At 75.6% G+C, this 23,399-nt stretch carries 21 protein-coding genes; 8 read left to right on the plus strand and 13 right to left on the minus strand.

The genetic code is table 11. The annotated features are described in order from the left end of the window. Positions 1-66 precede the first annotated feature (66 nt). Genes O7619_RS20005 through O7619_RS20040 form a run of 8 tightly spaced genes read right to left on the minus strand, consistent with a single transcriptional unit; the run spans position 67 to position 7,781 of the window. Positions 67-1,314 (minus strand): beta-ketoacyl synthase N-terminal-like domain-containing protein, encoded by a 1,248-nt coding sequence (locus tag O7619_RS20005; RefSeq protein WP_282282661.1) that lies wholly within the window; start codon positions 1,312-1,314, stop codon positions 67-69. Further along, positions 1,311-2,582, minus strand: coding sequence for a beta-ketoacyl-[acyl-carrier-protein] synthase family protein (locus O7619_RS20010; RefSeq protein ID WP_282282662.1), 1,272 nt, complete (start codon positions 2,580-2,582; stop codon positions 1,311-1,313). Before O7619_RS20010 ends, O7619_RS20005 begins: the two co-directional genes overlap by 4 nt. Further along, positions 2,579-2,989, minus strand: coding sequence for a cupin domain-containing protein (locus O7619_RS20015; protein WP_282282663.1), 411 nt, complete (start codon positions 2,987-2,989; stop codon positions 2,579-2,581). Before O7619_RS20015 ends, O7619_RS20010 begins: the two co-directional genes overlap by 4 nt. After that, the gene (locus tag O7619_RS20020) at positions 2,986-3,693 is read right to left on the minus strand and encodes an SRPBCC family protein (RefSeq protein ID WP_282282664.1); all 708 of its coding nucleotides are present in this window, start codon (positions 3,691-3,693) and stop codon (positions 2,986-2,988) included. Before O7619_RS20020 ends, O7619_RS20015 begins: the two co-directional genes overlap by 4 nt. Then, the gene (locus O7619_RS20025; protein ID WP_282282665.1) at positions 3,690-5,207 is read right to left on the minus strand and encodes an acetyl-CoA carboxylase biotin carboxylase subunit; all 1,518 of its coding nucleotides are present in this window, start codon (positions 5,205-5,207) and stop codon (positions 3,690-3,692) included. The genes O7619_RS20020 and O7619_RS20025 overlap by 4 nt, the downstream gene beginning before the upstream one ends. Further along, entirely contained in the window at positions 5,207-5,683 is a 477-nt protein-coding gene (locus O7619_RS20030; RefSeq protein ID WP_282282666.1) for a biotin/lipoyl-containing protein, read from the minus strand. Before O7619_RS20030 ends, O7619_RS20025 begins: the two co-directional genes overlap by 1 nt. Continuing rightward, positions 5,683-7,455: an acetyl-CoA carboxylase carboxyltransferase subunit alpha gene (locus O7619_RS20035; RefSeq protein WP_282282667.1), complete on the minus strand. Its 1,773-nt coding sequence runs from the start codon at positions 7,453-7,455 to the stop codon at positions 5,683-5,685. Before O7619_RS20035 ends, O7619_RS20030 begins: the two co-directional genes overlap by 1 nt. Further along, the gene (locus O7619_RS20040) at positions 7,452-7,781 is read right to left on the minus strand and encodes a TcmI family type II polyketide cyclase (RefSeq protein WP_282282668.1); all 330 of its coding nucleotides are present in this window, start codon (positions 7,779-7,781) and stop codon (positions 7,452-7,454) included. The genes O7619_RS20035 and O7619_RS20040 overlap by 4 nt, the downstream gene beginning before the upstream one ends. A gap of 350 nt (positions 7,782-8,131) precedes the next feature. On the opposite strand from O7619_RS20040, the gene O7619_RS20045 reads away from it, so the two are divergent. The 5 genes from O7619_RS20045 (at position 8,132) to O7619_RS20065 (ending at position 11,637) form a co-directional block, all read left to right on the plus strand. Further along, positions 8,132-8,974, plus strand: coding sequence for a BTAD domain-containing putative transcriptional regulator (locus O7619_RS20045; protein WP_282282669.1), 843 nt, complete (start codon positions 8,132-8,134; stop codon positions 8,972-8,974). Positions 8,975-9,071: 97 nt separating this feature from the next. Continuing rightward, positions 9,072-9,416: a TcmI family type II polyketide cyclase gene (locus O7619_RS20050; protein WP_282282670.1), complete on the plus strand. Its 345-nt coding sequence runs from the start codon at positions 9,072-9,074 to the stop codon at positions 9,414-9,416. A 222-nt stretch (positions 9,417-9,638) separates the two neighbouring features. Continuing rightward, positions 9,639-10,601, plus strand: a complete 963-nt coding sequence (locus tag O7619_RS20055) for a helix-hairpin-helix domain-containing protein (protein WP_282282671.1) — start codon at positions 9,639-9,641, stop codon at positions 10,599-10,601. Between the two features lie 214 nt (positions 10,602-10,815). Further along, positions 10,816-11,025 (plus strand): hypothetical protein, encoded by a 210-nt coding sequence (locus O7619_RS20060; protein WP_282282672.1) that lies wholly within the window; start codon positions 10,816-10,818, stop codon positions 11,023-11,025. Between the two features lie 405 nt (positions 11,026-11,430). Continuing rightward, positions 11,431-11,637 (plus strand): hypothetical protein, encoded by a 207-nt coding sequence (locus tag O7619_RS20065; RefSeq protein WP_281588914.1) that lies wholly within the window; start codon positions 11,431-11,433, stop codon positions 11,635-11,637. Positions 11,638-11,833: 196 nt separating this feature from the next. On the opposite strand, the gene O7619_RS20070 is transcribed toward O7619_RS20065, so the two are convergent. From O7619_RS20070 to O7619_RS20080, 3 genes are all read right to left on the minus strand, one after another. Further along, the gene (locus O7619_RS20070; RefSeq protein ID WP_282282673.1) at positions 11,834-13,930 is read right to left on the minus strand and encodes an amino acid transporter; all 2,097 of its coding nucleotides are present in this window, start codon (positions 13,928-13,930) and stop codon (positions 11,834-11,836) included. 125 nt (positions 13,931-14,055) lie between these two features. Next, the gene (locus O7619_RS20075) at positions 14,056-14,826 is read right to left on the minus strand and encodes a DUF5995 family protein (protein WP_282282674.1); all 771 of its coding nucleotides are present in this window, start codon (positions 14,824-14,826) and stop codon (positions 14,056-14,058) included. 112 nt (positions 14,827-14,938) lie between these two features. After that, entirely contained in the window at positions 14,939-17,878 is a 2,940-nt protein-coding gene (locus O7619_RS20080; RefSeq protein WP_282282675.1) for a helix-turn-helix transcriptional regulator, read from the minus strand. A gap of 189 nt (positions 17,879-18,067) precedes the next feature. Here O7619_RS20080 and O7619_RS20085 point away from each other — a divergent pair, with 189 nt between their 5' ends. Beyond that, positions 18,068-20,410 (plus strand): adenylate/guanylate cyclase domain-containing protein, encoded by a 2,343-nt coding sequence (locus tag O7619_RS20085; protein ID WP_282282676.1) that lies wholly within the window; start codon positions 18,068-18,070, stop codon positions 20,408-20,410. Positions 20,411-20,491: 81 nt separating this feature from the next. On the opposite strand, the gene paaI is transcribed toward O7619_RS20085, so the two are convergent. Both paaI and paaK read right to left on the minus strand, forming a co-directional pair. After that, on the minus strand, positions 20,492-20,938 hold the full coding sequence (gene paaI, locus O7619_RS20090; RefSeq protein WP_282282677.1) for a hydroxyphenylacetyl-CoA thioesterase PaaI: 447 nt from the start codon (positions 20,936-20,938) through the stop codon (positions 20,492-20,494). A 1-nt stretch (position 20,939) separates the two neighbouring features. Continuing rightward, positions 20,940-22,247, minus strand: a complete 1,308-nt coding sequence (gene paaK, locus O7619_RS20095; protein ID WP_282282678.1) for a phenylacetate--CoA ligase PaaK — start codon at positions 22,245-22,247, stop codon at positions 20,940-20,942. Between the two features lie 229 nt (positions 22,248-22,476). Here paaK and O7619_RS20100 point away from each other — a divergent pair, with 229 nt between their 5' ends. Together O7619_RS20100 and crcB are read left to right on the plus strand one after the other, a co-directional pair. Continuing rightward, on the plus strand, positions 22,477-22,980 hold the full coding sequence (locus tag O7619_RS20100) for a CrcB family protein (protein WP_282282679.1): 504 nt from the start codon (positions 22,477-22,479) through the stop codon (positions 22,978-22,980). After that, positions 22,977-23,339 carry a fluoride efflux transporter CrcB gene (gene crcB, locus O7619_RS20105; protein WP_282282680.1) on the plus strand — a complete coding sequence of 121 codons (363 nt, stop codon included), beginning with the start codon at positions 22,977-22,979 and terminating at the stop codon, positions 23,337-23,339. Before O7619_RS20100 ends, crcB begins: the two co-directional genes overlap by 4 nt. Positions 23,340-23,399: the final 60 nt, after the last annotated feature.

Consider the following 23,399-nt stretch of genomic DNA (forward strand, 5'->3'; position numbering starts at 1 on the left):
AGGAAGGATCGGGCGCACGCCGGCTTGGTGGCCCGCCGGCCGCGCCGCCGTGCGCGGACGCCGGGCTCAGCGTGCCGTGGCCGGCGGGGGCGCGGCGCCGCGCAGCACCAGCGCGCTGTTGAACCCGTCGAAGCCACGCGCCCCGACCAGCGCGATCCGGCTGCGCGGGCGGCGGGGCTCGCGCAGGAACGTCAGCTCGCACCCGGGCGCCGGGGCGTCCGGGCCGGCGGACACCGGCAGCACGTCCCGCCGGAACGCGAGCAGCGCGGTGGCCGCGTCCAACGCCGAGGAGCCCTGGTGGGCCCGGCCGGTGAGCGGCTTCTGCGTGGTCACCGGCGGGGTCCGGTCGCCGAACACCTCCCGCAACGCGGTCGCCTCGGCCCGGTCGTACGCCGGCACCCCCAGCGCGTCCGGCCAGATCACGTCCACGTCGTGCGGGCGGACCGCGGCCCGGTCCAGGGCCAGCCGCAGCGCGCGGGCGTAGTGGGTCGGGTCCGGCCCGGCCCCGGCGTCGGTGGGGGCGGCGTCGTGGGTGGCCGCCCAGCCGGTGATCTCGCCGTAGATCCGGGCGCCCCGGCCCAGCGCGTGCCCCAACTCCTCCACCACGAACACCGCGCCGCCCTCGGCCGGCACGTAACCGCTTGCCGCGGCGTCGAACGGCAGGTACGCGCGGGTCGGGTCGGCGACGTCGCTGAGCAGCCCGGAGCGGAGCTGGCAGGCGAGCGCGTACGGGCTCAGCGGGCACTCGGTGGCCCCGGCGATCACCACCGGGGTGCCCCGCCGGACGGTACGCACCGCGTGCGCCAGGCTGTCCAGGCCGCCGGCCGACTCGGACACGGTGACCCCGGACGGGCCCTTGAACTGGTGCCGGATCGACAACTGCCCGACGCTCGCGGCGTAGAACCAGGCGATCGACTGGTACGCCCCGACGGTGCGGGTCGGCCCGCCCCACAGCCGTTGCAGCTCCCGCTGCCCGAACAGGTTGCCGCCGGAGGAACTGGCGAGCGTCACCGCCCAGCGGTACGGGTCGGGCGACTCCTCCGGCAGTCCGGCGTCGGCGAGCGCCAGCCGGGTGGCGGCGAAGCCGAGATGGGTCCACCTGTCGGTCTGCACCCGCTGCCGGGCGCCGACGAAGCCGGCCGGGTCGAAGTCGGCCACCTCGCCGGCCACCCGGGTCGGGTAGGACGCCGGGTCGAACAGGGTGACCGGGCCGGTGCGCCGGGTGCCGGCCGCCACGGTGGCCCAGTGGGCGTCCGCGCCGACGCCGCTGGGCGCGACCACGCCGATGCCGGTCACCACCGCCCGCGCCGTCACGGTTCTCTCACCGCCATCCGGCGGAACACCATCGCGGACTGGAAACCGCCGAACCCGCTGCCCACCGAGAGCGCCACGTCCACCGGCACCTCCCGCGCCTCGTTCGGCACGTAGTCCAGGTCGCACTCCGGGTCCCGGGTGGCCCAGTTGGCCGTCGGCGGGACGACACCGTACTCGATGGCCATGGCGCAGGCGGCCATCTCGATCGAGCCGATGGCGCCGAGTGAGTGCCCGACCATCGACTTGATCGAGCTGATCGGCACCCGGTACGCGGCCGGGCCGAGCGCCCGCTTGAACGCCGCGGTCTCGTGCCTGTCGTTCTGCCGGGTGCCGGAGCCGTGCGCGCTGACGTACGACACGGCCGACGGGGCGAGCCGGGCCTGGCGCAGCGCGTCGGTGATCGCCACCGCCATCTCCGCGCCGTCCGGGCGCAGCCCGGTCATGTGGAAGCCGTTGCTGCGGCCGGCGTAGCCGGCGACCTCGCAGTAGACGTGCGCGCCCCGGCGGCGGGCGTGTCCGGCCTCCTCCAGCACCAGCACGGCGGCGCCCTCGGCGAGCACGAACCCGTGCCGGTCGGCGTCGAACGGGCGGGAGGCGTGCGCCGGGTCGTCGTTGTCCGGGCTGGTCGCGCCGATGGCGTCGAACGAGGCCACGGTGACCGGAGAGATCGGCGAGTCCGCGGCCCCGGCCAGCACGATGTCGGCCTCGCCGTCGGCGACGAGCTGGTGGGCGTACCCGATCGCGTCGATGCCGGAGGTGCAGCCGGTGGAGACGACCTGGGCCGGGCCGTGCAGGCCGTGCCGGCAGGCCACGTCCGCGGCCAGGCTGCTCGGCACCAGCGCCTGGTAGAGGTACGGCCCACCGAGGGTGTGGTCGACGAGCCAGTGCCGGCCGGAGTCGCTGACCCGCACGTACTCCTGCTCCAGCGCCATGGTGCCGCCGACGGCGGTGCCGAGCACCACGCCGGCCCGCTCCCGCTCGGCGTCGCCGAGGGTCAGCCCGCTGTCGGCGAGCGCCTCGGCGGAGCAGGCGAGCGCGAACTGCACGTACCTGTCGGCGCGCTGCCGCTCGGCGAGCGTGATCCCGGCGGCGTCGGGGTCGAAGTCGCACTCGGCGGCGATCTGCGAGCGGAACGGCGACGGGTCGAAGAAGCTGATCCGCCGGGTGGCCGTGCGCCCCTCGGTGATGGTCTTCCAGAACCGGTCGCGGGTGGCGCCGCCGGGCGCGACCACGCCGACGCCGGTGACCACCGTGCGCCGGCCGGTCACGACGGCTCCCGTGGCGGTGGGGCGGCGCTCTCGGTGTCGACGTGGCCGAGTTCCGGGCGCGGCGCCAGCGGCCCGAGGTGGAAGACCACCTCGGCCGGCTCGTCGCCGGTGTTGCGCAGCCGGTGCCGCGCGTCCTTCGGCACGTAGAGCGCCTCCCCGGCGGCTACCGGCACCGGCTGGTCGTCCAGGTCCACGGTGATCGCGCCGCGGGCGACGTAGAGGAACTCCTCGCTGTAGGGGTGGTAGTGCTCGGCGATCCGCTCCCCCGGCGCGAGGGTGGCCACCCCCATGAAACCGGAGGTGCTGCCGACGGTCTTCGGGCCGAGCAGCACCCGCAGTTCGCCGCCGCGCCGCCGGTCGGCGGGGACGTCGTGGACGGAGACCCGGGCCGTGGTGGTGTCGGTCATCGCGCGCCTCCCGCGTACGCCCGCTCGATCTTCTCCTTGATCACGGCGAGCTGGATCGCGCTGTTGGTGTTGATCCGCGCGGTCATGCCGGCGTTGTCGACCGGCGCGGTGGGCTTCATGGCGAAGTCCTGGGTCCAGGTCATCCGGGTGCCGCCGGGGATCTCCTCGTAGCGCCAGTGGATGCGCATGTACTCGAACGGCCCGGTCTCCACCCGCCGGGCGTGCACCTCGCGGGTGACCGGGTCGGCGGTGCGTTCGCTGACCCAGCTCCACGCCACGCCGTTCTCGTCCGGGTGCATGGTCAGCCGGAAGCGGACCGTGTCGCCGTCGCGGTGCAGGATCTCGGCCACCGCGTACTCGGTGAACAGCTCGGTCCACCCGGCCACGTCGTTGGTGATCTCCCAGACGAGCGGCAGCGGCGCGGCGATGTCCACCGCGTTCTCGGTGTGCCCGGGCGGGTCGGCGCGGCGGGCGACCAGGTCGGCGACACCGGCGATGCTGAGGCCGCCGGCCTGCTCGGGGATCGTCACCCGCCACCGGTCGGCGACCACCGCGGCGAGTTCCAGCAGCGCCAGCGAGTCCATGCCCAGTTCCTCCAGGCTGGCCGCCGGCGCGGTGGCGGCGGCGTCCGGGTCCAGGCCGCAGCGCGTCACCAGGATCTCGGTGATCTCGCTGGTCAGCGGTCGGTCGGGGGCGAGGGTCATCGGTTCCTCCAGGTGGTCGGGCCGGCGGTGGGCGCGGCGGGAACGGGGGTACGGCCGGTCGGGTCGGTCGCGGCGCGCGGATCGGGCACCACGGGCGGGACCGCCACGGCGGGTGGGGTGGCGTCGTCGGGCCGGACGTCGTCGGCGGGTGGGGTGGCGTCGGCGGGTGGGGTGAGCAGGCGCTCGACCAGCGCGGTGGTGTGGCGGGCGGCCCGGAACGCCGGGTCACGCAGCACCCGCCGGGCGAACGGGATGGTGGTGCGCACCCCCGGTCCGGCCACGTCGAACTCGGCGAGCGCCCGGTCCAGCCGGTCCAGCGCGGCGTCGCGGTCCGGCGCCCAGGCCACCACCTTGGCGAGCAGGGAGTCGTAGTGCGGGCTGACCAGGTAGCCGACGTGGCCGTGCGTGTCGACCCGGGTGAACGGACCGCCGGGCGGCCGGAACCGGTCCAGCCGGCCGGGCGCGGGCGCGAAGTCACGGTCCGGGTCCTCCACGTTGACCCGGCACTCGATCGCCACCCCGTGCAGTCGCACGTCGGACTGCCGCAGGCGCAGCGGGACGCCGGCGGCCACGTAGAGCTGCTCGCGCACCAGGTCGACGCCGGTGACCATCTCGGTGACCGGGTGCTCCACCTGGATCCGGCAGTTGATCTCCAGGAAGTGGGCGCGTTCCGCGTCGTCGACCAGGAACTCGACGGTGCCGGCGCCGGTGAAGCCGACCGACAGCGCGCCGCGCAGGGCGACCTCGGCGAGCGTGTCCAGGGTGGCCGGTCGCAGCGCCGGCGCCGGCGCCTCCTCGATCAGCTTCTGGTGCCGGCGCTGCACCGAGCAGTCCCGGGTGCCCAGGTGCACGCCGTTGCCCGCGCCGTCGCAGAGCACCTGCACCTCCACGTGGCGGGCGTCGGCGAGGTAGCGCTCCACGTACACCCGGTCGTCGCCGAAGGCGACCTGCGCGGCGGCGCGGGTCCGGGCGTACGCGCGGGGCAGCTCGGCGGCGGAACGCACCACGGTCATCCCGCGCCCGCCCCCACCGGCCGCGGCCTTGACGATCACCGGGTAGCCGACCTCCGCGGCCACCTCCTGGGCCTCGGCGACGGTCGGCAGCGTCCGCACGCTCCCCGGCGGCAGCGGCAGGCCGGCGCGGCTCATCAGCGCCCGGGCGGTGGACTTGTCCGCGAGCGCGGCCATCACCTGCGGCGGCGGGCCGACGAAGACCAGCCCGTTCTCGGCGCAGATCTCGGCGAAGTCGGCGTCCTCGGAGAGAAAGCCGTAACCGGGGTGCACGGCCTGGGCGCCGGTCTGCCGGGCCGCCTCGACGATGGCCGCGGCGTTCAGATAGCTGCGCCGGCTGGCCGCCGGGCCGATCCGCACCGCCTCGTCGGCCAGCCGCACCGGCAGCGAGTCGGCGTCGGCGCTGGAGTGCACCACCACCGTCCGTACGCCCAGCTCCCGGCACGCCCGCAGCACCCGCAGCGCGATCTCGCCCCGGTTGGCGATCAGCACCTTGTCGAACATCAGCCGTCCTGTCCGGTGACCGGGTCCAGGGCGATCAGCGGCTGGTCGTACTCGACCGGCTTGCCGTCGGGGACCAGCACCTCGACCACCCGACCGGCCTGGCCGGCGGTCACCTCGTTCATCAGCTTCATCGCCTCGACGATGCCGATCACCTGGCCCGGCCGGACCAGGTCACCGACGGTCACGTACGGCTCGGCGCCGGGCTCGGCGGCCCGGTAGAACGTGCCCACCACGGGCGCCCGGACGGTCGGCCGCTCCGCCGTGGACGTCGCCTGCGCGCCGCCGGGCGGGGCCGGCTCGCCGGCCGGGTCCGACCCGGTACGCGGCGGCGGCACCGGCTCGTGCCACTCCACCTCCAGGGCCGCGTCGCCGCTGCGCAGCCGCACCCGGCGTACCGGCCCGGCCAGGTCGGCGACCAGTTGGCGGGCCTGCCGGCGCAGCCCGTCCAGTACCTGTTCGGCCCCGTCGTCCGCCATCACGCCACCTCCGGGCGGCCATCGGCCGGAACGCCGGCGGCACCGGCCGGCCCGGTCCCGTCCGACGGGCCGGCGGCACGGGCCTGAACGGTCCCGCCCGGCGGACCGGCGGCACGGGCCGCGCCGAAGCGGCGGAAACGCTGCCGCCGGCGGCGCACCAGCGTGGCCGGCGGCACCGTGAGCAGCGGGGCGAGGTTCGCCGCGACCGCCCGGCCGAGCAGCTCGGCCGCGACCGCCGGGTCGCCGTGCGCGGCCGGGTACGGCTCCGGCACCAGCTCGTCGACCACGCCCAGCCGGCACAGGTCGGCGCCGGTGAGCCGCAACGCCCGGGCCGCCTGCGGGGCGGCGGAGCTGTCCGGCCAGAGGATCGCGGCGCAGCCCTCCGGGCTGATCACCGAGTAGACGGCGTGCTCCAGCATGAGCACCCGGTCGGCGACCGCCAGCGCGAGCGCGCCGCCGCTGCCGCCCTCGCCGGTCACCACGGCGACCACCGGGGTGGGCAGCACGCTCAGCGCGAGGATGTTCTCCGCGATCGCCGCGGCCTGGCCCTGCTGCTCGGCGGTCACCCCCGGGTCCGCTCCTGGTGTGTCCACGAGCGTCACCACCGGCAGCCGGAGCCGGGCCGCGAGCCGCATCAGCCGCAACGCCTTGCGGTGCCCGGCCGGGCTGGCCATGCCGAAGTTGCGGGCCACCAGCTCGGCGGTGGTGTGGCCCTTCTGGTGGCCGATCACCATCACCGGGCGGCCGTCGAGCCGGGCGACGCCGCCGACGACCGCGGGACAGTCCGCGCCGAGCCGGTCGCCGTGCAGCTCGACGAAGCCGTCGAAGGCGGTCTCCAGGTAGTCGAGCGTGGTCGGTCGGCCGGGGTGCCGGGCCGTGCGTACCGTCTCCCAGGGGTCTCCGGTCGGCCGGGCGGCCGGCGGCGCGGCGGCCGGGCGCGGCGCCGGCCGGGCGGGGGGCCGGGTCCGGCCGGCCTCGGCGGCGGCGAGCAGCGCGGTCAGCCGCCCCCGCAGCGCGTGCCGGGGCACCACCATGTCGACCTGCCCGTGCCGCAGCAGGTACTCCGCGGTCTGGAAGCCCTCCGGCAGCGCCGCGCCGGTGACCTGGCGGATCACCCGGGGGCCGGCGAAGCCCAGCCGGGCGCCGCTCTCGGCGAGCACCACGTCGGTGTTGGTGGCGAACGACGCGGCCACCCCGCCGTACGTGGGGTCGGTGACCACGCTGACCGTGAGCAGGCCCGCCTCGCGCAGCCCGGCCAGGGCCTGGCTGACGGTGGCCATCTGCATCAGCGACAGCGCGCCCTCCTGCATCCGTGCCCCGCCGGAGGCGGTGACGAGCACCAGCGGGGTGCCGTCGGCGAGCGCCCGCTCGGCCGCCCGGGTGATCAGCTCACCGACCGCACAGCCCAGGCTGCCGCCGAGGAAGCGGAAGTCCATCACCGCCAGCGCGACCGGGTGCCCGCCCAGCCGGGCGGTGCCGCAGACCACCGCCTCGTCCAGGCCCGTGCTCGCGCGGGCCGCGCCGAGCCGGTGCGGGTACGGCAGTGCGTCGACGAAGTCGATCGGGTCGACCCGGACCGCCCGGTCCGGCAGCGCGGTGAACGAGTCCGGGTCGACCAGGTGGGCCACCCGGTCCGGCGCGTCCAGCCGGGCGTGCGCCCCGCACTCCGGGCAGACGTCCAGGTTGCGGCGCAGCCGCTTGCGGTAGAGCAGCGAGGCGCAGCCGTCGCACCGCGACCAGAGCTGCTCGTCGCGGGGCGCGGTGGTGGTCACGGCCGCCGCCCGGCGTCGTACCGGTAGAAGCACCGGGCCATGGCGTCGCGGGGCGAACGCCAGGTCGGCAGGTACGGCGAGATGTACGGGCGCAGCCGCTCGCTGACCCGGACGAACTCGGGATGCCCCCGGGCCTCCTCCACCGCGCCTTCGGCCGGCGTCTCCGTCTCCAGCAGGTGCACGTAGAGGTCGTGCAGCCGGTAGAGGGACCGGTGCCGCACGCCGACCAGGCCGGGCAGCTCGGTCGCGTCGGACTCGGCGAAGATCTCGGCGACCCGGTCCTCGGCGGTGGGCACCACCTTGGCGACGATGAGCGAGCGGTCCATCCGCGGCCTCCCCTGGTATGTCCCGGTGCGCGGTGGACCGGTCACGCCGCGCGAATCACGTCACGGTGCCGGCCGGGGCGTCACCCGGGCGTCAACCGGGCAGGATGGGGCCGCGAAAATGGTGACGCTGCGTTGACGCAAACTGTGCGTGAGCTATGTGAAGATCCACCTACGTCTGCCCATTGACGACACTTATTCGCAGATCACGGGCGACTTACGAATCCGCTACGGAAGACCAACGGCGTCATCGACTGTTGACTGAGAGTAACAGACGTTGATATTCTCCGTTCCGGTAGGCCCGACCGCGGCGCAGGTCCGGCGAGGCGTGGCGGAGGCGTAGGGGGTGCGCCGTGTCCAAGGGATCGGGGATGCCGACGGCGGGAGATCCCGCCCCCCGGGTGGCGCTGCGCCTGCTCGGCGGTTTCCAACTGCTGCACGACGACGTGCCGGTGGTGGTGCCCCGTGGCCTGCAACGGGTCATCGCGCTCATCGGACTGCGCCCGGCCGCCACCCGCAGCCACCTCGCCGGCCTGCTCTGGCCCGAGACGCCCGAGGAACGGGCGCTCTCCTCCCTGCGTACCGCGCTGTGGCGACTCCGCCAGGACCCCTGCTGCCCGTTGCGCGCCGACGGCGACACCATCCGCCTCGGCCCCACCGTCCACCTCGACACCGACGAGCTGGTCGAGACCGTCACCCGGGTCCGCGCCGGCGCGGCCCCCCGTGGCGCCACCGGCGCCGGCCGGCACGACCTGCTCCCCGGCTGGTACGAGGACTGGGTCCTGCTGGAACGGGAACGGCTGCGCCAGCTACGCCTGCACATGCTCGAGGAACTCGCCGGCAACCACCTCGCCGCCGGCCGCCACGGCGAGGCGCTCGAAGCCGCCCTGGAGGCGATGGCCGCCGAGCCGCTGCGGGAGACGCCGCACCGCCTGGTCGTCCGCATCCACCTGGCCGAGGGCAACGCGTTCGAGGCGGTCCACTCGTTCTACGTCTACCGGGACCTCCTCCTGCGCGAACTGCGCCTGGAACCGTCCCCGGCCATGACGGCGCTGCTCGACGACACGCTCGCGCCGATCCGGCGGGCCAGCCGCCCCGACCCGCCGCCGCCGGCCGCACGGCCCGCCGCCGCCCCCCGCCCGCGCGGCGGGGCACGGCCGTCACCGCCACCATCAATGCCCAGGGGTACGCCGTGACGGCGAGGTGACACCCGAGCCGGCACGGTGGACACACGACGACAGCAGCCGTCCGGCCGGGGTCGACGCGGCAGCAACGCGGCGGAAGGGGTTGGCGATGAGTCGACTGTTGGTGGTCAGCCGGATCGCGCCCGGAGCGCAGGGCCGGGTGGCACAGATCTTCACCGAGTCCGACGCGACCGAACTGCCCCGGCTCACCGGGATCCGGCACCGGTCGCTCTACTACCTGCACGACCTGTGCGTGCAGCTGATGGAGACCGTCGACGTCGTCCCCGACCCGGCCGAGCTGCGCGACCACCCGCTCTACGAGAGCGTCAACGAACGACTGTCCGCGCACACCTCGCCGTACCTGCCGACCTGGCACTCCCCCCGGGACGCCGTGGCCGGCTGCTTCTACAGCTGGGACTCCGCCGACACCCCCGCGCCCGACCGGATCCGCTGACGCGGGACCGGGCCACCGGACGGGGCGCCCCGGGACCGCGCACGGCACCAGATCCCGGGGCGCCCTCCCCCACCCACGGTCATCCTCCGGACACCGGCAGGCACGGCCCGTCCCACCGCCGCCGTCCCACCGCCGACCTGCCTGTCGCCCCGCGTGCACGTGTGCGAAGCTGCCCCGAGCTTTCTCGTGACCGTCGTGCGCGTACATAGAAGGAGGTTGGCCATGCCGTCGAGCTTCGGGCAGTGGCTGCTGTTGATCCTGGCCCTGCTCATCGGACTGGGTGTCGGCTGGGTGGTGAGCGGACGCCGGGCCGGCGCCGGCGGCGCCGCTCCCACGGTGGACGGTGCCGCCGCGCCGGCCCCCGTGACCGCCACCGTCGACGAACCGCAGCCGGCCGCGGTGGTCGACGAGACGCCGGCTCCGGCCGCCGTCACCGACCAGTCGGCCCCGGCCACCGCTGACACCGTCCCGGCCGTCGCCACCACGACCGACGCCGAGCCGGTCGTCGCCACCGCCGAGCCCGAGCCGGCATCCGCCACCACGGCCGACCCGGAGCCGGCGCTCGCCACCACCCCGGAGCCGACCACGACGGAGCCGGTCACGGCGGATTCGACCACGGTGGAGCCGGTCGCGGCAGACCCGGTGGCGGCGGACGAGCCGGTTCTGGCGGAGCCGGGCCGGACCGAGGCGACCGCGGACCTGGCCGGCGCCGGTGGCGAGCCGACGCCCGCCGCGCCCGAGGCCGTTCCCGCGCCCGAGGCCATGCCGGAGCCGGTCGCCGCCACCGCGGAGCCGGAGGCCGTCACCCCGGACGCCGCTCCCGCGCCTGTCGTCGACGAGCCGGCACAGTCGCCGGTGGCCACCGATCCGGCGCCGGTCGGCGCGGCGCGGCAGCCGGCCGCCGCACCGACCGTGCCGGCGCCCCGGGCCTCGGCCGAGAACGACGCGCCGGACGACTTCCGCCGCATCCAGGGCGTCGGGCCGAAGCTCGCCGCCGCCCTCCAGGAGGCCGGCATCCGCACCTACCACCAGTTGGCCGAGCTGGACGAGGCCGCGCTGCGCGAGACCGTGAAGGCCGCCGGCCTGCGCGCCGCGCCCGGGCTGGCCACCTGGCCGCAGCAGGCGAGGGTGCTGGCCGACGCCCGGTCGGACGCCGACCGGGTGCTCCCGACCAGCGCCGAGTAGCCACACCCGCCTCCGGGCCGGTGGCGACCCGCGTCGCCACCGGCCCGACGCGCCTCCCCGCCGGCGCACCCCGCAACCCGCCGAACCGGCGACACCGCCCGGACGACATCCACGATCCGCAGCGCGCCGAGATCAAGCTGCTGGCGGCCGGCACTCGTGGACCGGTCTTCGCCGGCACGTCCGTCGCGATCCATCTCGGACGCGGGCTGTTCCCATGTCAGCGGTCCGTCGCCAGCCGCAGACCCGTCGCCGGGCCATCCGGATCTTCGTCCGGTTCGCGGTGTCGGCGGTGCCGTGGCTGGTCGGAGCGCTCGCCGCGCAGGGTATCGCCCGGAGGTGGTTCCGGGCGGCGGCGCCGGCCATCGACCACCTGGGCTTCCGGTGCCCGGCCTGGGCGCGGTGCCGGACACCCGACGCGACATGACCGCCGAGCATCTGTCCGGGCGGTACCAGTGGCTCCTCGTCATCGCGCTCGCGCCGCGCCAACCGAGCCGGTTCCCGAACACCGCCTCGTACACCCTTCTGCTGATGGTGGCCGGCGTGGGTGACGCGGGAACCGACCAGGCGGACCCGCCGGCCTGGCTGGCGGTCATCCTCCGGGCCCGGCGCTGTTCCTGGCCGGTCGGGTCGCCTTCGAGGACGAGGTGTTCAGCGGGATGTGGCCGCCGCCGACCACACGCGCAGCCGTGACCGCCCGTCAGCGGGGCCGGCGCCGGCCGCACCGGTAATCGGAATCGGCCGCGCGGAACGGGAGCGCCGTTTGGCGGACGACCCCTGCGGGGTACATGGCCTGCACCTCGAATCCACCACAACCCCGTGGAGGCAACTGATGCGCGGCACCTCGATACTCGGCGTCCTGGTCGTCATCTGGCTCATCATCGGCGCCATCGCCGCCGGGCAGCGCGGCTACTACGGCAACGACGAGACCAACTGTGCGGAGGCCGGCACGATCCTGGTCACCATCGTGGCCGGCCCGCTGAACTACATCGGCGCCAACCCGAAGATCGACTGCAAGCTCCCCGAGCCGTCCAAGTAGGCCGCCTCAGCCGCACTCCCCCGGCCCGCGCCCGCCCACCTCGGCGGGTGCGGGCCTGTTCGTGTCCCGTCACCCTCGTCACCCTCGTCACCCCCGTCACCACCTCTAGCGCATCCTAGGAGGCTGGGTTGTGAGGGGTGTTAATAAGGGGCCCCGCCTCTACCGAATGCGTTAACAAGGGGCCCCTCCTTTCACCTCAGCCGCCGACGTGGATGCCGGGTCGGCGGGTGCGGTCGGGCTCGGACTTGCGGATGATCTCGCGGACCACCGGCGGGGTGTCGCCGCGCCCCAGGATCAGGTAGCGCAGCAGGTGCGCGATCGGGTTGCCCTCCGACCACTCGAAGTGGCAGTGCGGGCGCACCCCGGTGGCGTCGCGCAACGCGAGCAGGATCGCCGCGATCGCGTTCGGCGCGGCCGGGCTGCCGGCACGCAGGATGCGGTATCCGCCCACCTCCACCCCGTGCACCCGCAGCACCTGGCTGAACTGCGACGGATCGCTCACGTCGATCTCCAGGAAGATCACGTCGGCGGCGCCGGGCACCGGATTCATCGACCGCTGCGCCCGTTCCTTGACCCGGTACTCCTTCACCGAGCCGCCCTGCCGCTTGTTGGCGATCAGGTGCAGCCGCCCGTCCCGGGCCACGGACTCGTCGACGAACCGCCGGGCCGGGCCGTCGAACTCGATCCGCTCGGCGCGCAGCTCGGTGGTCCGGGTGACCCGGGAGATCAGCGAGACCGCGATGATCCCGGCGATGAAGAACCCGGAGATGGTGATGCCGTCGGGCTTCGCCACCACGTTCTCCGCGAGCGCGTACAGCAGCACGGCGGTGAGCAGCGCGAACCCGGTCGCGGCGGCCCGGTGCCGGCCGCGCAGAGCGGAGATGGTCACCGCGATCGCGCCGGAGACCATCATCGCCAGGATGCCGGTGGCGTACGCGCCGGCCTGGGCGTTCACGTCGGCGGAGAACGCGACCGTGATGGCGATGCTGATCGCGGTGTAGACGAGCACCACCGGGCGGACCGCGCGTCCCCACTCCGGCGCCATCCCGTACGAGGGCAGGTAGCGCGGCACGATGTTGATCAGCCCGGCCATCGCCGAGGCGCCGGCGAACCAGAGGATGAGCACGCTGCTGATGTCGTAGACGGTGCCGAACGCCTCGCCCAGGTGCTGGTGCGCGAGGTACGCCAGCGCCCGGCCGTTGGCGGCCCCGCCGGGGCTGAACGCCTCGGGCGGGATCAGCACGGTGGTGACGAACGTGGTGCTGACCAGGTACACCGACATGATCAGCGCGGCGGTGGTGAGCAGCCGCCGGGTGCTGCGGATCCGGGCGGCCAGCCGGCGCTCCGGGTCCGCGCCGTCGCCCCGCACCAGCGGCATCATGCTCACCCCGGTCTCGAAGCCGGACAGGCCCAGCACCAGCAACGGGAAGGCGAGCACGCTTGTGGCCAGCACGTCCCCGGCGCCGCCGACCCGGGTCAGCCGGCCGGTCCAGTCGGCGAGCAGCCCGGGGGTCGTGGCGATCTCGGCGAGCCCGGCGACCACCACCACCGCGTTGACCGCGAGGAAGACCGCCACCAGCGGGATGGCGACCTGCACGGCCTCGCTGAAGCCGAGCAGGAACACGCCGCCGAGGACCAGCAGCAACACCACGGTCACCAGCACCGCGGCGGCGCCGCCGTGCGGGAACGACGCCGGCAGCACCGGGTTCTCCAGCAGGTGCACGGTGGCGTCGGCGGCGGAGAGCGTGATCGTGATGATCCACGAGGTGGCCACGAAGCCGAGCAGCACCAGCACGAACACCTTGCCGCGCCAGAACGGCAGCAGCCGCTCCAGCATGGCCACCGAGCCCTGCCCGTGCGGGCTCTCCCGGGCCACCCGCCGATACATCGGCAGCATCCCGAACAGGGTGAGCGCCACGATCAGCAGGGTGGCGAGCGGACTGAGCGCGCCGGCCGCGACCGCGGCGATGCCGGGCAGGTAGGACAGGGTGGAGAAGTAGTCGACGCCGGTCAGGCACATCACCTGCCACCAGGGGTGGGCCCGGGACTGGTGTTCCCGGATCTCCGGACCGACCGGCTCGACCCGGTGCTGGAACAGCCAGCGGCGCAGCCGGTCGGCCGGCGCGGTGGGCCGGGCCGGCGTGTCGACCCGCTCCGGCAGGGCGCCGGGGACCCGGCCGGCGCGTTCGCCGGGCTCGGCGTGGTGGCCGGCCCGGGCCGCGGCGGCGTCGTGCGCCTCGCGACGCCGGTCCCGCGTACTCCGGGGCCGCTCCCCGTCCCGTGCCTGCGCCATGACCCGACGGTAGGCGGTGCCCGGGTCGCGCCCAGCCGGAATGCCGGATCGGGGAAGCGGACGGGTCGGACGGCGTCCCCGCGTACCGCGCCCCGACGGCGGGACGCGGGGACCCCCCGTCCCGGCTATTGCAGGAACGCCCCGAGGGGCGACAGCAGCAGCCGGCCGAGCAGCGCGGCGTTGTCGTCCAGCCGCGTCCGCTCACACTCGCGGGCGTGCGGGTCGTGGCGGCAGTGCCAGATCTTCTGCGCGTTGCGCCAGGCCACGTTGCGGGTGTATTCCACCAGCTCGCCCTGGTACCAGTCGTCGATGTCGCCGTTCACCATGTCGATCATGAGCTGCCAGTGGTCCAGGTAGCCGCGGCGCAGCTCCGGGATCCGCTCGGCGAAGATCTTGTTGATCTCCAGGTAGTCGCGGTGCTGGTCGCTGCCGTCGACCGGCTCGGACTCCAGGCTCTCCAGCGTGGTCACCAACGCGAACGGCAGGTCGTAGTTGATGTGCGCGTTCACCCCGGCGGCGGCCGACGGCAGCGGCCGGGCGTCCGGGCCGCGCATCCGCTTGAACAGACACGACCAGGCCCGCGGCGTGCTCGGGCTGGAATCGGTCCAGAACCGCAGCGCCTCGAAGTAGCGGGCGGCGAACTCCACGTCGAGCCGGGCCAGGAACGCCGGGTCCACGAACCGGTCCTCGTAGAGGCCGTCGAGCACGGTGCTGGTGATGACGAGATAGAGCCGGTTGAAGTCGGCAAGCGGGCAGCTCGCCTCCAACGGTGGGAGCCGGACCAGCAGGTCCTGCAACTTGGTGAGATGGTCGACGACCGCCGGCACGTCGGCGGGGTGGTCGGCGAGCAGCCCGACGATGTCCTGGTGCACGGGACCCCAGACCGGTTCGGTCATCTCTCCTCCACGATGGTCGGCGCCCCCCACGACGCCACCCGATTCCGTCGGACAGCCTGCCAGCCGCCGCACTCGCGCCGAATCAGTAGAACGACGTATTGCCGACGTACGTCTATACCGGCCGGTTCCGCAGGAAGATCGCGCTGGCCTGCACCCGGGTGCGGACGTGGAGCTTGTCGAAGATGTGCGACACGTGCACGCCGATGGTCCGCTCGCTGATGAACAGGCGCTGGCCGATCTCCTTGTTCGTCAGCCCCTCGGCCACCGCGGCGAGCACCTCCCGCTCCCGCGCGGTCAACTCCGCCAACTCGTCCACCGCCGGCACGTCCGGCGGCGCCACCCGCTGCCGGGGCACCGGATCGAGGGCCGGCGCGTCCTCCAGCGTGATCCGGGCCCGGCCGGCCAGCGTCCGGATCTCCGCGCTCAACGGCACCGCGCCGAGCGACTGCGCCATCGCGTACGCCTGGCGCAGCAGCTTGCCGGCGGTGGCCACCCGGCTGCGTCGGGACAACAGCGCCTCGGCCTGCCGCAGCCGGGAGTATGCCGCCGGGTAGGGATGGTTGCGCCGGTCCCACTCGGTGGCGGAGCGGCCCCACAGCTCCGGATCGCCCCGGCCGTCGTCGAGCCGGCTCAGCTCGGCGTCGCACAGCGCCAGGAAACCGTCGGCGACGTAACGCACCGGCGCGCCCGCCTTCTCGCTCTTGCGGGCCACCCGGTCGACCACCTCGCGCAGCCGGCGCACCGCGGTCGGATCCACCTCCACCGTGCGGCTGGCCGCCGCCTCGGCCTCGGCGCGCAACCCGTGCCAGGCAAGCGTGGCGAGCACGATGACGTCGTCGGAGCGGCTCTCGGTCAGACCCCGCTGGACGGCCTGCCGGGCCAGGTCGTGCCGGCCCTGCCACATCGCCAGCCCGGCGCGCAGGATGAGCATCGGCAGCACGTGCCGGGCACCACCGCCGGCCAGCACCGTGGCGACGGCCTCCAGGTCGCGGTCGCTGGCCTCGACGTCGCCGTACCCGACGGAGAGCCGGCAGCGGGCCAGCAGCAGCTCGACCGCGTCCGCGCCGGACGGGCGGTGCCGCAGCGCGGCGGCGACGACCTTCTCCGCCTCCGCCCACTGCCCCACCCGGAACAGCCCGTTCGTCGCCACCGCCAGCAGCCGCGTCTCCCAGGTGCGGCCGAGCCCCAGCTCGGCGACGCGCTCGGCGCCCCGGCGGGCCACCACCACCCCCTCCTCGCAGATGTTGAGCGGCCCGGTGAGCAACTCGGCCAGGTGCAGGTAGGCGCAGGCCACGTCCTCCGGCCGGCCGGAGCGCTCGGCCGTGTCGAGCGCCCGGCGCATCACCGTCAGCCCCGCCGCCGGGTCCTCCAGGAACGCCTCGCTGAAGCCCAGCGCGGCGCTGGCGAGCACCACCTCCGAGGTGGAGCCGGGCACCCCGGCGGCGAGGTCGAGCGCCTCGCGCGCCTGCTCGCCGGCCTCGGCGTAGCGGCCCAGGTGCAGCAGCAGCTCGGCCAGCCGGGCCGCGGCGGTGCACCGCTCGCGCGGCGTGCAGTCGGCCGAGTCGAGCACCCGGCGGTATTCCTCCTCGGCCGGGGCGGAACGGCCGGCGGCGGCCAGGTAGCGGGCCCGCCGGATGTGCAGCGCGCAGGCCGGCGGCCCGGTCGGCTCGGCGGACAGCTCCGCCAGCAGGCTCAACGCCCGGGCGTGCTCGCCACTGTGGTGCGCGGACTCGGCGGCGCTGCTGAGCAGCTCGGCGCGGTCCACCTCGACCGGCTCGGGCCGGCTGCCGTCCGGCGGCACCGGAGGTGGGGTGGCCGCCAGGGTCAGCGCCGCGGACCAGTGGCGGTGCGCCTCGGCGTACCCGTGCAGCCGTTCCGCCTCGCGGGCGGCGGCCATCGCCGCCGGCAGCGCCCGGGCCGGCTCGCCGGCCTGCCGCCAGTGGTGGGCCAGCCGGGCCTGGTGCAGCTCGGCCGGCACCGCGGTGAGCGCCTCGGCGTAGCGGCGGTGCAGCGCGGCCCGCTCGGCGGGCAGCAGCTCACCGGCGAGGATCTCGGCGACCAGCCGGTGCCGCAGCCGGTAGCCCTCGTCGGCGCCGACCAGCAGGCGGTGCGCCACCGCCTCGCGCACCGCGTCGAGCAGCTCGTCCTCGGGCAGCCGGACCACCTGGCCCAGCAGCCAGTGCTCGACCGGCTCGACGCCCGCGGCGACCGCCTGCACCACCGCGTGCGCGGGTTGGGGCAGCGCGTCGACCCGGTCCAGGAAGACCTCACGCAGCGTGTCGGAGAGACCGTCGCGGCCGTCGCGCCGGTCGCGGGCCAGCTCCTCCACCACGAACGGGTTGCCGCCGCTGCGCTGCCACACCAGGTCGGCGGCGTCCGGGGGCAGGGGCGCGCCGACGATCGCGGCGGCCAACTCGTCCGTGCCGGCCCGGTCCAGCGGCAGCAGGTCGACCACCCGGACCGAGCGCAACCGGCGCAGCTCGGTGAGCACCCGGCGCAGCGGGTGCGCGCCCCGCAGCGCCTCGGCGCGGATCGCGGCGAGCACCGACAGTTGCAGGTCGCCCAGGCCGGCGAGCAGATAGAGCAGGAGCTGGCGGGTGCTCCGGTCGACCCACTGCAGGTCGTCGAGGACGAGCACCAGCGGCCGGCCGCCGGCCACCAGGTGCAGACCCTGCGCGACCCGTTCCAGCAGCGCGCCGGCGCCGTCCGGGCTAGGGCTCTCCTCGTCGAAGACCTGGAGCAGGCCACGGACCGCCGAGGTGGTGCGCGCCTCGGCCTGGTCGGCGTCGAGCCGGCGCAGCGCCTGACGGACCGGGTGCAGCGGCGAGGCGTCGCCGATGTCGAGGCAGGTGCCGGTGAGCACCAGCGCGCCGGCCTGCCGCAACCGGTCGCCGACCTCGGTGAGCAGCCGGGTCTTGCCCACCCCGCTCTCGCCGGTGAGGAACACCGCCGCGGTGTGCCCGGGTGCGACGTCGTCGAGCAGCGCCGACCGCAGCGTCGCGACGGTCCCGGCCCGGCCGACGAGCGGTGCGGTGTCCACGTCGCTGGCCATGGAACGCAGCCTAGTCACAGGGTCCCGGACCGTTCTACGGCCTTATGGCTCCACTCGTACCTCTCGCGTCAACATCACGACTAACGGTTGCGCGTGGTCGACATACGTCGTCCTACCGATCCCCCGAGGGCCCGGTGGTGAGAGTGTCCGGAGGTCGTCGGGCACCGGACCAGGGAAAGGGTGGGTGCGATGTTGATCACCACGCCCGTGGGGAGTCGGGAAGCCGTCAGTGCGGCGCGCTGGCCGGTGCCGGAGGAACGCCGCACCGTCACCGTGCTCTTCGTCGACATCGTCGGCTCGACCGGTCTGGTGGAGCGACTCGATCCGGAGGACGTCCGGACGCTGCAACGGGTCTACTTCGGCACCGTGTCCGGAGTGCTGCGCCGGTGGCGGGGCATGGTGGAGAAATACGTGGGCGACGCGGTGATGGCGCTGTTCGGCGCGCACGACTGCGACGGCTTCGACGCGTACCGGGCGGTGCGGGCCGGGCTGGAGATCCAGGCGGCGCTGGACCGGCGGACGCCGGACGAGGCCCGGCTGCGGGTCCGGGTCGGCGTGGCGACCGGCGAGGTGCTCGTCGACCTGGTCGGCGCCCGCGACGGCGGGCACGGCGCGGCGAGCGGCGCGGTCATCACCACCGCCGCCCGGCTCCAGGAGTACGCGCCACCCGGCGGGGTGGTGGTCTGCCCGACCACCCGGCGGGCGGTCGCCGGGCTGGTGGAGCAGCGTCCACTCGCCACCATGACGATCGCCGGCAAGGCGCTGCCGCTCGACGTGTGGCGGGTCACCGGGGTGTCCCGGCGCCAGCCGGCCCGGCACCGCGGGCCGCTCGTCGGCCGGCGGCGGGAACTGGCCGGCGCGGCCGACGAGGTGACCCGGGCGCTGCGGGAACGCCGGCCACGGTGGATCTCGCTGACCGGGCCGCCGGGCAGCGGTCGCAGTCGGCTCCTGCACGAGCTGACCCGCGCCGTGCCCACCGTGGACGGTGCGGCGGTGCGCTGGTGCGTGGCGCACTGTCCGCCGTACCCCGACGGGGACCTGGCGCCGCTCGCCGACCTGGTGCGCGCGCTGCTCGCGCCGGACCCGACCGGCCGGGGGGCCACCGTACGCCCGCTGTCCGGCCCGGGGGTGGGCGCCGCGCTGGCCGCGTTCCTCGCCGCGCCGCGTGACACGGCGGCCGGGGCCCGGGCCGCCGCGGCGTGCCGTGACCTCCTGCTCGACCACGCCGCGGGCAGCCCACTGGTGGTGGCCGTGGACGACCTGGACCGGGCCGCGCCGGCGCTGCACCGGTTCCTGCGCCAGTTGCAGGTCGCGGCCGGCGACCGGCGGCTGGCGCTCGCGGTGGTCGTCACCCACGACGCCGGCTGGGCCGACCCGGGGCCCGCCCCGGGCGGACGGCGGGTGTGCCTGCCACCGCTCGCCGCACGGGACACCGGACGCCTGCTGCGGCACCTGCTCGACCGGGCCGGCCGGCCCGCCGCACTCGCCGCCCGGCTGCTGCCCCTGGTGGGCGGCAACCCGGCCGTCGCCGCCGCGTACGCGGCGGCCGACGCCGCGGACGAGCCGGCCGGGGTGCCCGCCCCGGTGCGCCGGCGGGTGGACGCCCGGCTGGACCGGTTGGACGGTACGCAGCGCGCGGTGCTGATGGCCGGCGCCGCGCTGGGCGGCACGCTCGCCGCCGGCACGGTCGAGCGGATGCTCGGCTGGCCGGCCGGGCGGTCCGGGCCGGCGCTACGCGCCCTGGCCGCGACCGGCCTGCTCCGCCGCGCCGACCGAGCCGGCACGGGTGCGGGAGACCCGGACGCGCGTGGCTGGACCATCGTCGAGCCGGTGGTGGTGCGGGTGGCCGCCCACCGGCTGACCCGCGCGGTACGGGCGGACTTCGCCCGCCGGCTCAGCGGCGTCGGGGCGAGTGCCGGCGCGGGTGTCCCCGTCGGCGTCGGCGCGGGTGCCCCCGTCGGCGCGGGTGCCGGCATCGGAGCGGGCAGCGCCCGGGCAGGTGCCGGAGTCGGCAGCGGGCTCCCCGAGCGGGCCGGCCCCGTCGTGGTTCGACGACCGGCCGGACGGCCGGCTGATGCTCCCGCCGCGCGCCCTCCGGCCGCGGCGGGCGCCGGGATCGGTGTTTCCTCGCGGGACGCCGACGAGCGGGTGACGTGCCCGCTCGGGGCGGGACGGACGCGCCGGTCGGGAGGAGGGGCCCGACCGGCGCCCGTCCCGCCGCCCCGGTCGGACAGGTCCGGCGAGGGCGGGGCACCGTCCGACCGATCCGGTTACGCCGGGTCCGGCATCGCCCGGGCCGGTCCCCCGCCGATGGTCGTGCCCGGACGGGACACGCCCGCCACCGTGACGGGTATCCGGGCGGGTGGCGTGCCGCGTGTCCGGGACGGTGTCGTGCCGCGTGTCGCGGACGGTGTCGTGCCGCGTGTCCCGGCGTCGCTCGGGTGGACGACCGGCCCGCCCGAACGGGTGCGCCGGAGCCGACGGGTGGCCGCGACGCCGCCCGGCATCGCCCCACTCGGCGTCGCCGCCTGAGCGCCGGGTCCGGGTCGGAGCGGGCACGGGGCCGCTCCGACCCGGACGGGGCGCGCGGGGGCGCCCCGGCGGGCGTGGGTGTTAAGCGGGGGCCCCGCCTCTACCGGAGGCGTTAAGCGGGGGCCCCTCCTTAACCACGCGGCTGCGCCCGCGGAACTCGGCGACCACCTCGTCGCCGCGCCGGACCGTCACGTCGTAGATGCCGCTGCGGCCGTGCCGGACCCGCTCGGTGGCGTACGCCTCCAGCACGTCGCCCCCGCGCACCGGGCGCAGGAAGCTGATCTCGCCGCCGGCGGCCACGGTCACCGGTCCGTGGCTGTTGCAGGCCAGCGCGAACGCGGTGTCCGCGAGCAGGAACACGAAGCCGCCGTGGCCGATCGCGTGCCCGTTGAGCATGGCCGGGGTGACCCGCATCCGGGCCACCGCCGCGCCGCCGCCGGCCGAGACGAGCTCGATGCCGAGCCCCTTCGAGGCGACGTCGGCGTCGAACATGTCGTGCGCCGCGGTGCGGCCGTCGTCGGCCGCCATGTCAGCGCTCCCGCCGCTTGTCGACGATGCGACGCATCTTGCCCATCGAGCGTTCCACCCCGTCCGGCTCGATCACCCGGACCGCCACCGAGACCCCGATGGTGTTCTTCACCTGCTCGGCCAGGGCCGCGCCGGCCCGCTCCGCGTCGGCCACGGCGGCGTCGGCCCGCCGCTCCACCTGGACGGTGAGCGTGTCCAGCCGCCCCTGCCGGTCCAGCACGCACTGGAAGTGCGGCGACAGGGCGGGGGTACGCAGGATCAGCTCCTCGATCTGGGTCGGGAACACGTTCACCCCTCGGACGATCATCAGGTCGTCGGTGCGTCCGGTGATCCGCTCGATCCGCCGCATCGGGCGCGCCGTGCCGGGCAGCAGCCGGGTGAGGTCCCGGGTGCGGTAGCGGACGACCGGCGTGGCCTCCTTGGTGAGCGAGGTCAGCACCAGCTCGCCCCGCTCGCCGTCGGGCAGCACCGCGCCGGTGACCGGGTCGATGATCTCCGGGTAGAAGTGGTCCTCCCACAGGTGCAGGCCGTCCTTGGTCTCCACGCACTCGACGGCCACGCCGGGACCCATCACCTCGGACAGCCCGTAGATGTCCAGCGCGTGCAGGTCGAGCCGCTGTTCCAGCTCCCGGCGCATGTCCTCGGTCCACGGCTCGGCGCCGAAGACGCCCACCCGCAGCGAGGTGGCGCGCGGGTCGACGCCCTGGCGTTCCATCTCGTCCACGATGGCGAGCATGTAGCTGGGGGTGACCATGATGACCTCCGGTTCGAGGTCGCGGATCAGCATGACCTGGCGCTCGGTCATGCCGCCGGACACCGGGACCACCGTGCAGCCCAGCTCCTCGGCGCCGTAGTGCGCGCCGAGCCCGCCGGTGAACAGCCCGTAGCCGTACGCGACGTGCACCCGGTCGCCGCGCCGGCCACCGGCGGCCCGGATCGACCGGGCCATCAGCGTCGCCCAGGTGTCCAGGTCGGCGCGGGTGTAGCCGACCACGGTGGGCCGTCCGGTGGTGCCGGAGGAGGCGTGCAGCCGGGCGATCCGCTCGCGGGGCACGGCGAACATGCCGAACGGGTAGTTCTCCCGCAGCTCGGCCTTGGCGGTGAACGGGAAGCGGGCCAGGTCGGCCAGGTCGCGTACGTCGTCGGGGTGCGCGCCGGCGGCGTCGAACGCGCGGCGGTAGTGCGGCACGTGGTCGTACGCGTGCCGCAGCGACCGGCGTAACCGGTCCCGTTGCAGGGCACGCAGCTCGTCCACGCCGATCCGCTCGACGGGATCCAGCTCGTCCGGCCGAGGGGTGCGGTCCTGCACGGGTGCCTCCTGCGCGACGGGCCCGACGCCGCCGCGCCGGGCGGGATGCCGATCACCGTACGCCCGTACCGGTGGTCCTGCCAGGTCAGCGCCCGTTCGGCAGGTCGCCGGGGCCCGCCGCGGGCGGTGGGGACGGGTCGAGGTTATGCTCGGGTGAGACCGGCGGTGGGGCCCGCCGTCCCGGGGCACGCCGGGAGAACCGCGACATCGCCAACGGTCCCTGCCAGTGATGCCCGTCCTGGTGGGAGGCACCGTGGCACGACCCCCCGAGTCCCGCGTCGATCCCGACGTCGATCTCCGCGTACCCGCCGACCGGGCGGAGCTGGCCGCGCACCCGGCGGCGGTGCTCGGCGTGATCGCCGCCGGCGGCGCGCTCGGGGCGCTGGCCCGCGCCGGCGCGCAGGCCGCGGTCCCGCGGACGCCCACCGGCTTCCCGTGGGCCACGTTCGGCGTCAACGTCACCGGTTGCCTGCTGATCGGCGTGCTGATGGCGGTGCTCGCCGTCCGTCCGGCCGGCCCGCTGGCGCGGCCGTTCCTCGGCGTCGGGCTGCTCGGCGGGTTCACCACGTTCTCCGCGTACGTGGTCGACGCGCAGCGCCTGGTGACCGACGGTGCGCCCGCGATCGCACTGGCCTACCTGGCGGCGACCGTGCTCGGCGCGCTGCCGGCGGTCGCCGCCGGGGACGTGGTGACCGGCCGGCTGCTGGCCGCCCGGCGGAGGGCGCCCCGGTGACCGTCCTGCTGGTCGCGCTCGGCGCGGCGCTCGGCGCCCCGCTGCGCTACCTCACCGACCGGGCGGTGCAGGCCCGGCACGACTCGGTGTTCCCGTGGGGCACGCTCACCGTCAACGTGGCCGGTTCGCTGCTGCTCGGCGCGGTGCTCGCGGTGCCCGCCGATCCGGGGGTGACCGCGCTCGTCGGCACCGGCTTCTGCGGCGCGCTGACCACCTGGTCCACGTTGAGCTACGAGACGCTGAAGCTGGCCCGCACCGGCCCGCGCCTGCACGCGTACGCGAATGTGCTGGTCAGCGTGGTGGCGGGGCTCGGCGCGGCGTTCGTCGGGTACGCGTTGGCCACCGCGGTCGCCGGCTGACGGGGCAGCCGGCCGCGCGGGACGGCGATAGCATCCGGCGGAGCTGCGAGAGGATCCCGC

The sequence above is a fragment of the Micromonospora sp. WMMD998 genome, assembly GCF_029581235.1.
Lineage (GTDB): Bacteria > Actinomycetota > Actinomycetes > Mycobacteriales > Micromonosporaceae > Micromonospora.

What these genes read in the sequence shown, in the direction of transcription:
- O7619_RS20015 (WP_282282663.1), bottom strand. Translation starts at nt 2,989, where the DNA reads ATGACCGACACCACCACGGCCCGGGTCTCCGTCCACGACGTCCCCGCC.
- O7619_RS20020 (WP_282282664.1), bottom strand. Translation starts at nt 3,693, where the DNA reads ATGACCCTCGCCCCCGACCGACCGCTGACCAGCGAGATCACCGAGATC.
- O7619_RS20025 (WP_282282665.1), bottom strand. Translation starts at nt 5,207, where the DNA reads ATGTTCGACAAGGTGCTGATCGCCAACCGGGGCGAGATCGCGCTGCGG.
- O7619_RS20030 (WP_282282666.1), bottom strand. Translation starts at nt 5,683, where the DNA reads ATGGCGGACGACGGGGCCGAACAGGTACTGGACGGGCTGCGCCGGCAG.
- O7619_RS20040 (WP_282282668.1), bottom strand. Translation starts at nt 7,781, where the DNA reads ATGGACCGCTCGCTCATCGTCGCCAAGGTGGTGCCCACCGCCGAGGAC.
- O7619_RS20050 (WP_282282670.1), top strand. Translation starts at nt 9,072, where the DNA reads ATGAGTCGACTGTTGGTGGTCAGCCGGATCGCGCCCGGAGCGCAGGGC.
- O7619_RS20055 (WP_282282671.1), top strand. Translation starts at nt 9,639, where the DNA reads ATGCCGTCGAGCTTCGGGCAGTGGCTGCTGTTGATCCTGGCCCTGCTC.
- O7619_RS20060 (WP_282282672.1), top strand. Translation starts at nt 10,816, where the DNA reads ATGTCAGCGGTCCGTCGCCAGCCGCAGACCCGTCGCCGGGCCATCCGG.
- O7619_RS20065 (WP_281588914.1), top strand. Translation starts at nt 11,431, where the DNA reads ATGCGCGGCACCTCGATACTCGGCGTCCTGGTCGTCATCTGGCTCATC.
- O7619_RS20070 (WP_282282673.1), bottom strand. Translation starts at nt 13,930, where the DNA reads ATGGCGCAGGCACGGGACGGGGAGCGGCCCCGGAGTACGCGGGACCGG.
- O7619_RS20075 (WP_282282674.1), bottom strand. Translation starts at nt 14,826, where the DNA reads ATGACCGAACCGGTCTGGGGTCCCGTGCACCAGGACATCGTCGGGCTG.
- O7619_RS20080 (WP_282282675.1), bottom strand. Translation starts at nt 17,878, where the DNA reads ATGGCCAGCGACGTGGACACCGCACCGCTCGTCGGCCGGGCCGGGACC.
- O7619_RS20085 (WP_282282676.1), top strand. Translation starts at nt 18,068, where the DNA reads ATGTTGATCACCACGCCCGTGGGGAGTCGGGAAGCCGTCAGTGCGGCG.
- paaI (WP_282282677.1), bottom strand. Translation starts at nt 20,938, where the DNA reads ATGGCGGCCGACGACGGCCGCACCGCGGCGCACGACATGTTCGACGCC.
- O7619_RS20100 (WP_282282679.1), top strand. Translation starts at nt 22,477, where the DNA reads ATGCCCGTCCTGGTGGGAGGCACCGTGGCACGACCCCCCGAGTCCCGC.